At 43.7% G+C, this 14,735-nt stretch carries 12 protein-coding genes; 4 read left to right on the top strand and 8 right to left on the bottom strand.

Going from position 1 to position 14,735, the window contains the following annotated elements; translation table 11 throughout:
* Positions 1-22: 22 nt before the first annotated feature.
* The 7 genes from Pcarn_RS19845 to Pcarn_RS19815 all read right to left on the bottom strand — a co-directional run bounded on the left by Pcarn_RS19845 (position 23) and on the right by Pcarn_RS19815 (position 7,649).
* On the bottom strand, positions 23-655 hold the full coding sequence (locus Pcarn_RS19845) for a 2-dehydro-3-deoxy-6-phosphogalactonate aldolase (protein ID WP_261836054.1): 633 nt from the start codon (positions 653-655) through the stop codon (positions 23-25).
* Positions 642-1,556, bottom strand: coding sequence for a 2-dehydro-3-deoxygalactonokinase (locus Pcarn_RS19840; protein WP_261836053.1), 915 nt, complete (start codon positions 1,554-1,556; stop codon positions 642-644). Before Pcarn_RS19840 ends, Pcarn_RS19845 begins: the two co-directional genes overlap by 14 nt.
* A gap of 27 nt (positions 1,557-1,583) precedes the next feature.
* Positions 1,584-2,729: a mandelate racemase/muconate lactonizing enzyme family protein gene (locus tag Pcarn_RS19835; RefSeq protein WP_261836052.1), complete on the bottom strand. Its 1,146-nt coding sequence runs from the start codon at positions 2,727-2,729 to the stop codon at positions 1,584-1,586.
* A 606-nt stretch (positions 2,730-3,335) separates the two neighbouring features.
* A complete protein-coding gene (locus Pcarn_RS19830) occupies positions 3,336-4,502 on the bottom strand; it encodes a mandelate racemase/muconate lactonizing enzyme family protein (protein ID WP_261836051.1) in 1,167 nt (388 codons plus the stop codon).
* A 20-nt stretch (positions 4,503-4,522) separates the two neighbouring features.
* Positions 4,523-5,854, bottom strand: coding sequence for an MFS transporter (locus Pcarn_RS19825; RefSeq protein ID WP_261836050.1), 1,332 nt, complete (start codon positions 5,852-5,854; stop codon positions 4,523-4,525).
* Positions 5,855-6,203: 349 nt separating this feature from the next.
* A complete protein-coding gene (locus Pcarn_RS19820) occupies positions 6,204-6,476 on the bottom strand; it encodes a SemiSWEET transporter (protein ID WP_261836049.1) in 273 nt (90 codons plus the stop codon).
* Positions 6,477-6,485: 9 nt separating this feature from the next.
* Positions 6,486-7,649 (bottom strand): iron-containing alcohol dehydrogenase, encoded by a 1,164-nt coding sequence (locus Pcarn_RS19815; protein ID WP_261836048.1) that lies wholly within the window; start codon positions 7,647-7,649, stop codon positions 6,486-6,488.
* Positions 7,650-8,034: 385 nt separating this feature from the next.
* Here Pcarn_RS19815 and Pcarn_RS19810 point away from each other — a divergent pair, with 385 nt between their 5' ends.
* A complete protein-coding gene (locus Pcarn_RS19810; RefSeq protein ID WP_261836047.1) occupies positions 8,035-9,456 on the top strand; it encodes an aldehyde dehydrogenase family protein in 1,422 nt (473 codons plus the stop codon).
* A 159-nt stretch (positions 9,457-9,615) separates the two neighbouring features.
* Complete coding sequence (locus tag Pcarn_RS19805) at positions 9,616-10,338, top strand: IclR family transcriptional regulator (protein WP_261836046.1); 723 nt, start codon at positions 9,616-9,618, stop codon at positions 10,336-10,338.
* A gap of 37 nt (positions 10,339-10,375) precedes the next feature.
* Here the strand turns inward: Pcarn_RS19805 and Pcarn_RS19800 are convergent, their stop codons facing one another.
* Positions 10,376-10,822 (bottom strand): hypothetical protein, encoded by a 447-nt coding sequence (locus tag Pcarn_RS19800; protein ID WP_261836045.1) that lies wholly within the window; start codon positions 10,820-10,822, stop codon positions 10,376-10,378.
* Between the two features lie 294 nt (positions 10,823-11,116).
* Between Pcarn_RS19800 and Pcarn_RS19795 the strand changes: the two genes are divergently transcribed.
* On the top strand, positions 11,117-12,694 hold the full coding sequence (locus Pcarn_RS19795) for an ATP-binding cassette domain-containing protein (RefSeq protein WP_261836044.1): 1,578 nt from the start codon (positions 11,117-11,119) through the stop codon (positions 12,692-12,694).
* A gap of 358 nt (positions 12,695-13,052) precedes the next feature.
* A complete protein-coding gene (locus Pcarn_RS19790) occupies positions 13,053-14,714 on the top strand; it encodes an autotransporter assembly complex protein TamA (RefSeq protein WP_261836043.1) in 1,662 nt (553 codons plus the stop codon).
* The last annotated feature ends 21 nt before the right edge of the window (positions 14,715-14,735 follow it).

Below are 14,735 nucleotides of genomic sequence, written 5' to 3'. Positions count from 1 at the left end.
CAACTCAGGTGCGCTGTTTGTTTTACGCAACCGCTTCTTTATATGCGCTGACAAACGCACGAGCATTATCTCTGATTTCATCTAAGCTCATTGTTGGTTTATACAGGGCTGAACCTAGGCCAAAGCCATTGGCGCCCAAGTTTACAAATGGTTTTAAGCTCTCTTTATGAGCTGATACACCACCTACTGGCATGCACAGTGTCTCTGCTGGCAACACATCTTTTAGTGCTTTAAATCCATCTAGCCCAATACTCGATACCGGGAACAATTTAAGACCCGTTGCACCTGCTTCTAGTGCATCGAACGCCTCTGTTGGTGTTACAACACCTGGAAAGGTAACGCAACCTGCACTCCTAGCTAGGCGGATAACATCTTGGTTCACGTTTGGCGTGACCACAAGTTTAGCACCCGTCTCAATTACAGCGTGTGCTTTGTCAGGCGTTGTTACCGTGCCAGCGCCAATCAAGTATTCATCGCCGAATTTTTCTACCAAAATTTGGATGCTTTCTAGAGCTTTCGGTGAGTTCAAAGGCACCTCAATCATGGTGAAGCCTTCTTCAATCAGGATTTCTGCGACTTGAATACAGTTGTCTGGTGTTACACCACGAATGATGGCGATAAGTGGGAAGTGCTGCTGAATATTAAACTGGTTCATGTTGTGCTAAAGCCTCTTTAATTATTAACATGCCGACCAAAAAGCAGTCGTCACCGGATACGAATTGATTAGGTTTTTCTAAATAGTCACACGCTTGTGTGTAGCGCTCACAAAGCTTCTCTCCACCCACCAGATAGATGCCTACATCATCGAGCTGCCGCAGTTCCGAACCAATCAGTAAGCCCGATAGATATTCGTGAACTTCTACCTCTGGCAGGTTCTCAAATAAGCGGTGTGTACGTGTTTTAAATAGTTGATTAGTGAAGTGACCGTTATGACTCTCTTGAACACCCTTGAGGTATGAATCACTGGATTGAGATTGCTCCGGTAGACCTCGACCAAGAATAGTGTGCTCCGATAGAGCAGAAAAAAGCTCGCCCGTCATATAGGTTCTAAACGAGGTCAATCTGCCCTCTTCTACTCGAATATGCTTACTGTGTGTCCCAGGAAAGACTGCTTCAACCTCGCTTTGGCTTAACCTCTCGAGCAGGCCAAAAAGCTGCACCTCTTCACCGCGCATGACATCAAAACTCTCATCAATATCAGCATGGCTGATACCTGGAACTATGACCGCGTCTGCGCCCCAAGGTAGTGTGAAACGGTGTGACTCTCTTGCTAGTTCATTTACTGAAACTGGGGTTTCGACGTAAGGTACGTTTACCCAACCTTGAGCCGAACCCACCATGCCAGCCATGACGATAGGTAGTGACTGATATTCACCAAGCCATTCTTCGAGAACCAATTGCAAGGCTTCTGCGAAGCGCCCTTCATTGACTTGAAGAAGCCCCATTTTCTTTTCGATTTTTCCGACTAGCTCATTGCGACTGTTCATCGCAAAGGCTCGGAAATTTGTTGTTCCCCAGTCCAAGATCAACCAGGTTACTGTGCTGCTATTTTTCATTTCTTTCTTTTCCAGTCTGGTTAGGTCTTAGTTAACCTTATATTTTTCAATAACTTCTTCATTCACCTCTACACCGATGCCAGGTTTAGTTGGCACCTGCACCTTGCCATTTTTCATCTCAATACCATCAAAAATAAGGTCCGTTCTAAACGGATGAGAAGACTGGTCAAACTCTAGTAAAGGTTCTGTTGGATTTAGAGATAGTGGCGTAGAAGGCAGTGATGCTATGAATTGGATAGACGCTGCAATACCCACTCCAGAACCCCATACGTGCGGGATCATCTGGGTATGGTTTGCTTGGGCCAAAGCGGCTATCTTTTTACATTCGGTAATACCACCCGAGGAGCATAGATCTGGCTGGATAACATCTAATGCACGCTCAGCAAGCCATGGTTGAAAGCCCATCTTGCCGAACACCTGCTCTCCAGCAGCGATTAACGGCGTAGAGTGGGATTTCAGGGATTTATAACCTTTTAGGTTCTCTGGACTGAGCAACTCTTCGTAGAGATAAATATTTAATGACTCTGTTTCTCCGACGAGTTTACGAGCTGTCGCAAGATCATATGCTCCATTGGCATCAGCTAAGATCTTCACGTTTGGCCCTACTGATTCTCGAACGGCCGCAATCAAAGCGATATCTTCATCTACCCCAAACCCTATCTTTAGCTTGAACGCCTCAAAGCCTGACTCTAAGTAGGTATGAGCCTCGTCCACAGAAGCCATTGGATAGCTCTGAACTGCAGTGCGATAAAACCCTGTTGCATAGGGAGTAACTTCGGTTCTAAAGGCGCCACCTATTAGAGAATGAATAGGTTTGTTTAGCGCTCGACCAATCACATCCCAGATAGCGATATCCACACCACTAATGGCATTGACCGCGATACCGGCCTGACCATACGGACGGGTAAGGTTATACATCTCCTCCCAAAGCACCTCGACATCGAACGGAGAACGGCCTAATAAGAGTGGCTTTAGGCTGTGTTCAATCATGGCTGCCGCTACGTGTGGGCTCTGCAAACCGTGACATAAAGACTCACCATAACCAGTGATACCTTCGTCAGTTTGGATCTCGATGATCAAAGAGCTTCTTGCGTGGACCCAACCTTGAGAAAAGTAAAATGGCGTTTGTAACGGGACAGAGATTGCATGAGGTATGACATTTACAATTTTCATCTAATACAACCTTAGGCAATATAAATATTGCCCACTTAAATTAAAACTAAATTAATCCCTAAACCAAAGACATTCGATTATTTGTTTATGAGATTAAATAAGGACTGAAATAATATTAACTCAGTTAATAGCTCGCCCCAATCTATATCCTGTTTTCTGCAGGCTATTCCCATACTATGGAACAGTCAAAGTAGCTGGTATTTTTAGAGTAATTAACCAATCATTATTATTAGATAGATATCACAGAAATAAAAAGCCATGCACAAAGGCATGGCTAGTATTCACAGTCCTCAGCGCAGACTGCGCGTCGCACCGAACGCTACTGCACCAGTGGCTAAGGGTAAGTTGCAACAGTTGGGCTTAGGCTTACAAAAATGGCAAATAGATTAATTAAATTTTCTTTGTTACCAAAGGGGGAGCAATATAAGAAAATTACAATCAAGAAACATTTATTATTAGATTTGTACGTAATTTACCAGCTGCCGAACTAATATCTTTTCCAAATAATTTAGTTCAGACAGCAAACTGACATATAGCATACGCCTAATTGCGCATGCTATGTATTTTAAGAGCCTCTACAGTTGTCTCCATAAAGGCTTTTGCGAATTACCAGTTCTGTACGCTGCCATCTTCGCGAGTCAGGTGACCACACTCCCAGTCAGCAATTACCGCATTCTTGAGCATCTCTTCGTTCACTTCGACACCAAGACCTGGAACTTCTGGGATCTCATAGTAATTTCCTGCCAGTTTAGGTTGTACCGGGAACAATTCTGGGTTGTCAAAACCAAGGTTTTCTATTGGCGAGATACGACTCTCTAGGCTGTCAAAGTTTGGAATGGCAGCAGCAAAATGCACAGACGCCGCAGTACAAATTGGACCGAGCGGGTTGTGTAGCATGAGGTCGATATAATGAGTCTCACTCCAACCTGCGACCTTCATTGCTTCGGTAAAGCCACCTACGTTACAGATATCTAAGCGGTTATATTGGAAAATTCCGCGCTCAATATAGGGCATAAACTGCCACTTAGAGTGGAACTCTTCACCGATAGCAAATGGCACGTCGGTAAGGGTACGCAACTGCTCGTAAGCCTCTGGAGTCTCATCACGAATCGGCTCTTCAAGGAAGTCCAGCGTACCTCTTGGCATCTTCTGGCAGAAAGAAGCAGCTTGCGCCACAGATAAACGGTGATGGTACTCTAGACCAATCACTACGCTGTGACCTAGAGCTTCTCGAGCGTGAACTAGCATCTCAGCTGTTTTGGCGATAGATGGCAATGGTTCCCATACCATCTCACCTGCCTGCATGTAGTCATCGATACCATAACCAACGAAGCGAATAGTATCCCACCCAAGATCTTTGATCTTCTGTGCTTTCTCGATCATTACCTCGTTAGTGTCACAAGGAACTGTAGCAAATGCTTTAACCTTGTTGCGCTGTTTGCCACCCAGAAGTTGATACACAGGAACGCCTAAAGCTTTACCTTTAATATCGTGCAGTGCAATATCGATAGCAGAGATAGCCGCAGTGGTTACACGACCGCCCTCGAAGTAGTGAGAACGATAGCACTCTTGCCAGATTCGGCCCGTATTCATTGGGTCTTGGCCAATTAAGAAGCGCGAGAATTGCTTTAGCATTTCAGCTACGGTCTTTTCACGACTTGAGAAGCCCGATTCACCCCAACCATATATTCCAGCATCAGTTTCAACCTTAACCAATAGTTGGTCGCGGCTACCTACTTTAATCACGTATGGAGTAATATTTGTAATTTTCATTTTTATAAATCCTATTTTTATTATACTCGGTCTTCGATTCGTTCAATTTTTCCAACTAGGAAGATATAAGAAAGTGCCCCAATAAATCCTAGACAAACAATAAATAGCAATGGATAGAAGAAACTCGTTCCATCTGCAAGATAGCCAATAATAGCCGGTGTTATTACCGCAGAGAGGCCACCAACAAAGTTAAATACACCACCTGTTAAACCAATTAGTCGTTTTGGTGCTAGTGATGCTACCAATGACCAGGTAATAGATGCTAGGCCAGTAGCGAAAAATGCAATCGACATAAATACAACTACCATAGTGGTCGACTGGTAGAACTCAGCACCAATAATTGTACTTGTTAGGAGTAGACCCGTAATAATAGGGATCTTTCTTGCCGTTGCTAGTGAATAACCTTTTTTCAATAGATAATCAGAAGTAAATCCAGAGCAAAGCACACCTAGGAAACCACACAAGAAAGGTAGTGATGCCATGAAACCAGCTTTAACAAATGACAGGTTATGATATTCAACTAAATACGTTGGGAACCAGGTTAAGAAGAATATAGTTGCACTGCCTAGTGCGAACTGGCCAATACAAGTACCGATGATCTTACGACGAGTTACGATATATAGTAGGTCACCCCAGAAGTCCGTTTTACTCTCACTGTCTGTAACCTTCTTCTCTGCTACCTGCTCATCAAGCAGTGCGCCATTGTCCTTCAGATAATCTAGTTCAGATTGAGAGATACCAGGGAAATCTTTCGGTTCATTATATGCAAACAACCAGTAAATCGCCCACAAGATACCGACACCACCAGTGACGATAAACACCATTTGCCAGTTATAAGTCATTAGAATATAGCTGAGCACTGGCGCTAAGAACGCAAGGCCAACGAACTGAGCTGAGGTATAGATAGCGATAGAAGAAGCACGCTCACTCTCAGGAATCCAGTTGGTCACTATCTTACTGTTTATCGGGTAACTTGGTGCCTCAAACATACCTACGATAAAGCGAAGTGCAATGATAAGTAGGAAGTTGGATACGAAACCGATAATCACGGTTGCGATAGACCAAAGGATCAAAATGGTTGCTAAGAAGTACTTAGGCTTAAACTTATCAACTAACCAACCTGCAGGGATTTGAAAACATGCATAAGAAAGTCCCCAAGCAGAAAATATCCAACCAATTTGCTCTGTGGTTAGGTCTAGATCTCTCATCATTGCGGGAGCTGCAATAGATAAGTTGGCTCGGTCTAGATAATTGATTACAACAGTTACAAACAAAAGAAATACAATAAAAAATCGTTTCTTGGTTTGTTTTCCTGTCGATAAGTCTAAGCGTTCGACTTGAGACTGTGACATATAAAACTCCTATGTAGAATATAACTTTATAATTTAAATTGAAGTTCGATTAGTTATCTTCAATGCAGTTATATTATCTAAGATCCGAATATAAACATGTGATCAAGCCTACATAAAATTTTGGGTTATTATTGTTCCCACTCCATGGGAATTTATTAAAACAACCCTCTAAAACAAAAATATATCTCCGAGATATAAAGGCGCTAAATATACAGGTTATTTCGCCACCATATAGTGACATTCGTCACTGTATGAATGCCAAACATAAACTCCCACTATATGGAATGAACAAAGGCGCTACCTGTTGTGAGCGCCTTTTTATCTAGAGTTTAATACCAGTAACAAAAGCTTACGAAGTGCAACCTTTTGCGACAGCAATAGTAGACTTTACCTTGATATATAAAATTGGAATTATAAACATCAAGACTAGTCCGTTACCTATTAATATAGAGAAGTCTTGAATGTGCCACCCATATATAATCCAAAGGCTCACACCAATAAAAAACAATGTATACATAGGTAATGAAATACCAGAAGTATCTCGAGTTTTAATTGTCTGTATGGCCTGAGGAATAAAAGATACTGTGGTAAAGAAGGCTGCAATAAAACCTAGGCTTATCACTTTAATCTCCTATAGCGCTGATTCTAAGATCTTCTTCGACCAAACCAAGTCAACATCCTTAGTTTCAGTCAAAGCAGTCATGTCATGCTTTTCTAATAGGGTTAACACAGGCTCTACATCCGAGAACTGATAACCGTAATCAGAAAAACGTGTTTTCAAACCCAGTGAACGGAAGAAATCTTCGGTCTTCTGAATCGCAAGGTCGATCTTCTCGTCATCACTGCCTTCTGTGATATCCCAAACGCGTTCTGCGAACTGAACTAGTTTCGCTGCTTTCTGCTCTTTTCTCACTCTCCAAAGTGCAGGCATGATCATCACAAGGCTTGGCGCATGTGGAATATTGAACAGCGAAGTCACCTCATGACCAATCATGTGGGTAGCGAAATCTTGTGGAACGCCCGAACCAATCAGACCATTTAGCGCCATGGTTGAGCACCACATCAGGTTAGCGCGAGCATCATAATCTGTTGGGTCATTCAGTGTTTTCTCAGACACCTCGATCAAGGTACGCATGATGCCCTCTGCCGTGCGGTCTTGGAAACGTCCTTCAGCAGGATAAGTGACGTACTGCTCCGCGGTATGAATAAAACTATCTGCAATACCGTTAGCTACTTGGCCACGCGGAAGAGAATAAGTATAAGTTGGATCTAGTACTGAGAACTTTGGATACACGAATGGTGATGAGATACCCAGTTTGTCCTCACCATGGCTAATCACGGCATGTGGGTTCATCTCAGAGCCCGTCGCTGGTAGCGTCACCACTGTGCCGACCGGAATAGATTCGGTAATGCGATCATCGTCCATAGGTGTGATATGAAGGATCTCTGCTTCATTGCCGATAAACGCCTTGTTGTGAGACGCAATCGAAATGAACTTAGCACCATCCATGGTAGAGCCCCCACCTACTGCAAGGATAAAGTCTAGGCCTTGCTCACGAACCATCTCTACCGCTTCCATCAGGATCTCAAACTTTGGATTAGATTGGATCTTGTCAAACTTAATCACTTGGTTTGGAACCTTGGCCAATACCTTATCTAAAATGCCGATCTGTTCGATAATTGAATCGTAAACCACCAGTACCTTAGCCTCTGCTGGAATGTACTTAGCCATTTTATCTACTGAACCCTCACCAAATAGGATGCGAGTCGGATTGCAAAAATCAAAGTTATACATCTTAAGTTCCTTGTTATTGAGGGCTTCCCCTCTTCGCTGTATGCCACTCTCTAACCAAAGTACCCTCACCTCATCAAGGTATTAATAGGTCGAACCCTTTGGCTAAGAAATGCATGGGTAATATTATTAGCTAATAAAACATGGTTATTTTGGTGGCAAAAGCATTAACCGCTAAATCTCACTAGATTCCCACGAGATGAAACTTTTTCGTTTATTTTCAGGCTGATATCTCACAATGTGGGAAATTCCACTCAAGGGGCTAAATTCCGTAATCTGGGAGCTTTATTTCAATCAGTAGAACGTGGTTTAAGGTCACAAAATCCTGAGAGAGGAAGCTATAAGGTAGCGCTCATTAACGAACAATATTGCATGAGCACTAATCATTATGAACAAGCTAAATATGTATATCGGTGGAAAAGCAATCGAGAGCGAAGACCTCTTTACAGTAGTCTGCCCCGCAACCGACTTAGAAGTCGGCTCGGTTTACATCGCAAACCAAAGCATTGCCGAGCAAACCTTACAAGCCGCCAAACGAGCAGAAACATCTTGGGGTTCACTACCGCTTTCTGAGCGTATTGCTTGGATGAAAAAGCTCCGAGCGGCGTTAGCCGAACAAGAAGAAGCGCTTCGTCAAGCTGTACATATAGAAACGGGTAAAACCTGGGCGGGAACCAAAGAAGACTTTGACTCATTAATAGCTAGCCTCGACTTTTATTCTGAAGAGATAAAAAGGTACACCCCACCTACCATCTCGGACATAGAAGGCACACACGCTCATACCCTTAATCACAAACCTATTGGGGTTGTGGTTGCTTACCTATCGTGGAACTTCCCTCTACTTAACCTAGGTTTTAAGCTAGGACCTGCAATGGCAAGTGGTAGCCCGATTATTCTAAAACCAAGTCTAAAGGCTCCCCTGTCCGCTTACTTAATTGGTGAGACCTGCAAGCAAATTGGACTACCTGAAGGCGTAGTCAACGTGATTGCGGGAGACGATAACCTAGTGGGTAACTACCTTTCTTCGTCAACGATTCCGCGAATGCTGACTCTTATCGGTTCTATCGCCACCGGCGTTAAGGTGATGCAAGCAGGCGCAACCAGTATCAAGCACTACTCTATGGAGCTTGGCGGCAACACTCCATTTATCGTTTGCCAAGATGCCGATCTACACCTAGCAGCTGATATTCTAACTGCACTTAAATTTGGCAATAGCGGACAGATATGTGTCGCACCTAACCGCGTATTTGTGCACGCCGATGTAAAAAAAGCGTTTACTGAAAAGGTCTTACAGCGTGCCAATAAAACTAAACTTGGTTTTGATCGTGACGGTGACATCGACATGGGGCCAGTCATCGACAAAGGATCCCGAAAACGAATCCATGACCTAGTTATAGACGCCGTTGATAAAGGTGCAAACATGCTAACGGGTGGCGAAATAACGTCAGGCAAGCCAGGCGCTTTTTATCCACCTACGATTATCGATCGAGTAACTCCATCTATGGAGATCTACCAAGAAGAAATATTTGGTCCAGTGATCAGCATTATGGAATATCAAGACCAAGACGAGATGCTAGAACTTGTAAACGCTACCGATACTGGCCTTGCCTCCTACGTATTCTCGCAGGATATGAATCGATCTAGCCTCATAGCTTCGCGACTCGAGTTTGGTGAAGTACAAATCAATGGGGTTAAATATGGAATTAACCTACCGCACCTTGGTATCAAGCAATCTGGTCTTGGGTGCGATTGTTCTCGCTACGCGCTCGATGATTACTTTTATCTAACCCGTACCACCCGAGCTCTATAGGGTTCGTGCCCCTTTTAAGTTAGAGAGGTATTAGTTTGCCTCTCACTTTTCCCACATTATGGCACTCTTTCTCCGCCATAAGGAATTGTGATTCTAATCACCTCCAGTTGCATAGATTTACGATAGTTTAGCCACATCAATCATTCTCCGAGTAAATACATGAGCAGTAACCAAGGCAATCAAGCCCTATACAAAGCCTTTGCCGTTATCGATTCCATCGCCAATGGACACCGCCAACTAAAGGCTATCTGTGAAGATACTGAACTACCGAAATCTACGGTACATCGCATTTTGCAAGGCTTGATAAATGAGCGATATATTCGCGAGGTCAAGGGAATAGGTCTGGTGTTAGGAACCAAGATGATCCAACTTGGAAACCGCGCGCAGACAGATATGCCTCTTAAGGAAATTGCTCATCCATTCTTGTGTGAACTAGCAGAAGAGACCAAAGAAACGGTTCACCTTGGCATCAAAGATGAAGACCATATTTTTTATCTAGACAAAGTATCTGGCTCGCGGCCAATCGAGTTGAGATCTCGCATTGGTGACCGCCTTTCTCTGGCTGGCACTGGCATAGGAAAATCCCTAATGCTCGATATGCCCAAAATGGAATGGCAACGCCTTATTAAGAAAGAAAAACATCTCGACCTGAACGAAATGCTAGGACGTATGCAAGAATACTCCAAGGGTGACTACAGCTACGACCTTGAAGACAACGAAGAGCTAGTGCGCTGTGTCGCTGTGCCAATTCGCAACAAGTACAACAACATTATTGCCGCTATATCAGTCACCAGTATTGCCCCTTTCATGCCAGATGAACGCATGCTTGAACTGCAAGAGACACTAAAAAAATACAGTCAGATGATATCAGAGAGCTTATAAAGCAAAAGAGCAACCTAGGGTGCTCTTTCTGATCTTGCTATCTAACCTCAACGATTTCTCTACCATCGTCGAGAATTTCCCCTTCCTCAGCCCCATCTAACATCTCACCAAGTGGAGATTGAGGGGTGATCACAACCACCTTGCCCGAGTCGAGTTTGATACCTCCGCATACAGGGAGAAACCAACAAGTCATCTTGGTATCAAGTGTCACTAGTGCACCTAAAACAATCTCATCTTCTGACTCAAAGTCTCTTAGGCTAAGCGCCTTGATGCGATTTATCATCATGTCGCAATCGGCCACTCGCTGTGATTGACCATGCGCGAGGTACGCGGCCTCAAGTCCAACGGTATCGTACTGAGTCTCTGCTACGCTCTGTTCATGAGTCGCGTCATCATGAGCACTATCAGCAGCGGCAAGTGCATTTTGACGTTGCGTTGTAAGGATTTCGATAAGCTCTGAGCGAAGTTGTTCTTTGTAAGTCATGCGAGTGATAAGCGATGGAAAAACATTATGTTAACTAACTCTAGCTCTGGATGCGAATTTACCAAAGATGCTTGAAAAGCACTCAGCAACTGATTATTCTAGCGCCAACATTCCCCAAGGAGACTGCGCCACGATGAACAACTAATGCCTGTTATCAAACTCTCACATTTTATTTGATACACAGGGTTAGTAGGCGTAGCTTCTCGACCTTATACAACTTATTTACAAGAATTTCGGACACATGTGTCCGCTATCTAGCTATGCCTAGCTGCCCCTGAATAACAGGAGGTAACTATGCCTGCACTTCACGCACACAATATCAGCTATCACTTCGCAAACGGTGAAACCTTATTTGAGAGAATCTCGTGCTCTCTGCATGCGCGTAAAACCGGCCTTGTCGGTCGCAACGGAACCGGAAAATCAATTTTAGGATCAATTCTAATTGGAGACCTAACACCTACGATAGGCAGTGTCACAACCGACGCCACAATTGCAAGTTATAAGCAGTTGCAATCCGAACTCATAGAGGGTGAGCTCAGTATCGCTGAGTTTCTAAAAGTGAACGAGACTCTAGAAGCAATCAGCATGATTGAATCTGGTGAATACGACCCTAAATGGTTCGATATCATTGGAGATGATTGGGATATTGAAGCTAGGCTACATGAAGAGCTTAACCGCCAAGGCTTACCAAAGGACTTGGACCTTCAGTGTAAATATCTGAGCGGTGGCGAGCTCTCAAGACTGCAGCTTTGGGTCTTGTTTAATAAAAATCCCGACATCCTTCTACTAGACGAGCCTTCGAACCATCTAGATACCAAGGGTAAAGCTTGGCTGAAGGAAAAGATTAACCACTTCGAAGGCAAAGTCTTGTTGATCAGCCACGACAGAGAACTACTGAGGCAGATGGAGCAAATTTGGGAACTCTCTAGCCTGGGGCTGACTCAATATGGAGGAAACTTTGACTTCTTTACAAAGCAAAAATCTCTGCAAACGGTCGCAGTCGAAAAACAGCTAAAAAACATTACCAATCAACAAGCCCAACTCGAAAGACAAGCCCAAAGAAACAGGGAAAAAGCACAGCAACGACAATCCCAAGGCAATAAAATCAGAGCCCGCGGCGGACAACCAAAGATCCTACTAAATGCTATGCGTAGTGGTGCGGAATCTTCAGCTGCGACCCGAGTTAAGAATGAAAACAGCCGCCGTGACCTACTCTCCCAAGAAAAACAAAATCTTGCGACAAGACATGAGGAATTAAAGGCTCAAAAGTTACATTTAGACAGTATTACTCAGGTAAATAAATGCCTGATTCAGATAAGTGAGGGGCGATTGCCTTTCGGTACCACCGAACCAATCAACCTAACCTTAGATAGCAAAAGCAAGCTCCATCTTAGCGGCCAAAATGGAAGTGGCAAATCAACGCTGTTAAACGTACTGTTAGGAAAACAAAAGTTGCGCTCGGGAGAGGTAAGACTTAACACCTCGGTTTATTATCTGGATCAACACTTCAGTCTATTGATACCTAATAAAACTCTACTGCAAAACCTCATTGTGCTATGTACTGGGATGCGACAAGAAGATGCCAGAACCTTGTTAGCAGGTATTGGATTTAGGAGAGAGTCAGTGTATCGAAAGGCCAACGAGTTAAGTGGCGGAGAAAAGATGAAACTGGCTGTCCTGATAGTTAGCCACCAACCAGAGCAGTCTCTGTTGCTACTAGATGAGCCTGACAACCACTTAGATTTAGACTCAAAACTGTTGTTGGCTTCTGTACTCAAAAGCTACCGAGGCGCGTTTATTTTGATAAGCCATGATATTGAATTTGTAGCCGACGCCGGCGTCACCCATACACTTCAACTTTCCAACGCTTAAAAAAAAGCCCCGGTTCACTTTCGGGGCTGTCTCAAACGTCCAACAAAATTAAGAAATGAGACTAAGGGATTTACAAGTAAATCCACCAGGTTACAAAAACTTAAAACAGCTTTTAGGCTCAGGCGTAGATTAAACCCGAACATAAGGATTCCATACTCGCTTATGATGGATCAAATCCTTCAAAATTATTTTCATACTCCATATGACCTGACGAAATCTATCCATAGATTTACTTATGATGGGAATGATCCGACAAAAGCGATTAATTAAATTTCATGCCTTAAGTTAAGTTAAGCGCATGAATGCGTGCGCCCACATTTCCAAAACAATTATCGTTAAGCTGCTTTCTGGTTTGCTTATGCTCCTATCAAGCTCTGTCTTAAGTGCAGAGTTTGTGATTGTTGGCGTCCCCAAAAAACTTGAACAAAACCTTCAAGCTCACCTTGCCCCATTGGAAAACGTTGCAGTTAGAGACATTAAATCCAACCAAGTTCAGACTCTAATAAACTCAGCCATGATGCCTTTTGGTTACTATCATTCCGCCTCTAAAATCACCGCCAAAAGCACCAGTAAACTCACCTTAGAAATCACTAAAGGCGAACGTGTCACAATCGCTCACACAGACATAGTGATCAGTGGGTCGGCCACAACAGATCCTGAGTTTAATAAGCTAATCAAACAGCGCTCACTAGCGGAAGGCGAAGGACTGGATCACCAAGCCTATGAAGACTTCAAAAGTCGACTACACAACCTGTCTAATCAAAGAGGTTATCTAGATGCCAAGATTACAAAAAGCCGTCTTGAGGTCGCGCCGAGTGACAACAGTGCCAATGTGATAATCCATTTTGATAGTGGTCCAAGATACAAGTTTGGCGAAGTCAGCTTTGTTAATAGCCCTATTGATGAAAAGCGCATGCACTCTCTCGAGACTTTCAAAAAAGGAAGTTATCTTGATAGTAAACAACTTGGTGAATTTCATTCCAAGCTACTTGAAACCAACTGGTTCAAGGGTGTTGTTATTACCCCTAGACAAGATCAGGCTAATTCCGATCTTGAAGTGCCAATTGAGGTGATAGTTGAGCCTAAAGCAAAGAAGATCGTAGAGGTCGGCGGCGGATATGCCACGGATATTGGCCTGCGAGCTTCACTTAATTGGAGCCAACCTTGGTACAACAGCCACGGGCATAGCTTTGATGCCAAAGTAAAGCTCTCCAAACCAGAACAAGCGCTGTCATTGGGATACACCATCCCTACAGAAAACGTGTTGGACGAATACTATGGGGTTCAGTTTGAAACAACGCATGTAGACTATCGCGACACCCAAAGTCTGGCGAATAACCTTACTTTTGAACGCCACTGGAAACTTGGTGAAGAATGGCAAACGACTGTTTATCTGCGCTACCTTAATGAAAAGTATCAGCAAGCCTCGGACGAGGATCACTCTAAGCTTCTAATGCCCGGAATTGCGTTCTCTATGCTGGAACAAAGCGAGCATTGGCATGATATTGAACAGAAGCACTTTTACTCTTTGGAATACTCTGATACCCAACTGTTCTCTGATGCGCAGATATTAAGGTTACGTGGCAATACTGCCTTTTCATGGTCAATTACAGATTCGCAAAAATTCCACTTTCGCTCGAACATAGGCATGAATATCACGGACTCTCTGAGCGAAGTGCCGTCATCGTTGCGTTTCTTTGCAGGTGGAGATGGCAGTGTTCGAGGATACGGCTACGAAGCAATATCTCCAAAAAATGAAGCAGGTGAATTGACCGGCGGACGCTACCTATTTACAGCCGGATTCGAGTACCAATATAGAATCTTGGAGCCCTTTTGGCTGGGTGCATTTTTCGATGTTGGTGACGCCTTCGATAAAGAGTTCGATGCCAAGCGTGGCACTGGAGTAAGCCTAGTATGGAAGTCTAAGTATGTACCTATCAAACTTGACCTAGCCTATGCCCTTGATGAGCCAGCAAAAGATGAGTTTCGTGTTCACTTTTCCATTGGCACTCAGTTCTAGCTATATTAGTACTCAGTTTGT

Origin of the sequence: Vibrio ishigakensis (genome assembly GCF_024347675.1) — a bacterium.
Lineage (GTDB): Bacteria > Pseudomonadota > Gammaproteobacteria > Enterobacterales > Vibrionaceae > Vibrio > Vibrio ishigakensis.
This window is presented reverse-complemented; position numbering and strand designations above follow the sequence as displayed.

Excerpts from the sequence above, each read along its gene's own strand:
- Pcarn_RS19845 (WP_261836054.1), bottom strand. The coding sequence starts at position 655 with ATGAACCAGTTTAATATTCAGCAGCACTTCCCACTTATCGCCATCATT.
- Pcarn_RS19840 (WP_261836053.1), bottom strand. The coding sequence starts at position 1,556 with ATGAAAAATAGCAGCACAGTAACCTGGTTGATCTTGGACTGGGGAACA.
- Pcarn_RS19835 (WP_261836052.1), bottom strand. The coding sequence starts at position 2,729 with ATGAAAATTGTAAATGTCATACCTCATGCAATCTCTGTCCCGTTACAA.
- Pcarn_RS19830 (WP_261836051.1), bottom strand. The coding sequence starts at position 4,502 with ATGAAAATTACAAATATTACTCCATACGTGATTAAAGTAGGTAGCCGC.
- Pcarn_RS19825 (WP_261836050.1), bottom strand. The coding sequence starts at position 5,854 with ATGTCACAGTCTCAAGTCGAACGCTTAGACTTATCGACAGGAAAACAA.
- Pcarn_RS19815 (WP_261836048.1), bottom strand. The coding sequence starts at position 7,649 with ATGTATAACTTTGATTTTTGCAATCCGACTCGCATCCTATTTGGTGAG.
- Pcarn_RS19810 (WP_261836047.1), top strand. The coding sequence starts at position 8,035 with ATGAACAAGCTAAATATGTATATCGGTGGAAAAGCAATCGAGAGCGAA.
- Pcarn_RS19805 (WP_261836046.1), top strand. The coding sequence starts at position 9,616 with ATGAGCAGTAACCAAGGCAATCAAGCCCTATACAAAGCCTTTGCCGTT.
- Pcarn_RS19800 (WP_261836045.1), bottom strand. The coding sequence starts at position 10,822 with ATGACTTACAAAGAACAACTTCGCTCAGAGCTTATCGAAATCCTTACA.
- Pcarn_RS19795 (WP_261836044.1), top strand. The coding sequence starts at position 11,117 with ATGCCTGCACTTCACGCACACAATATCAGCTATCACTTCGCAAACGGT.
- Pcarn_RS19790 (WP_261836043.1), top strand. The coding sequence starts at position 13,053 with ATGCTCCTATCAAGCTCTGTCTTAAGTGCAGAGTTTGTGATTGTTGGC.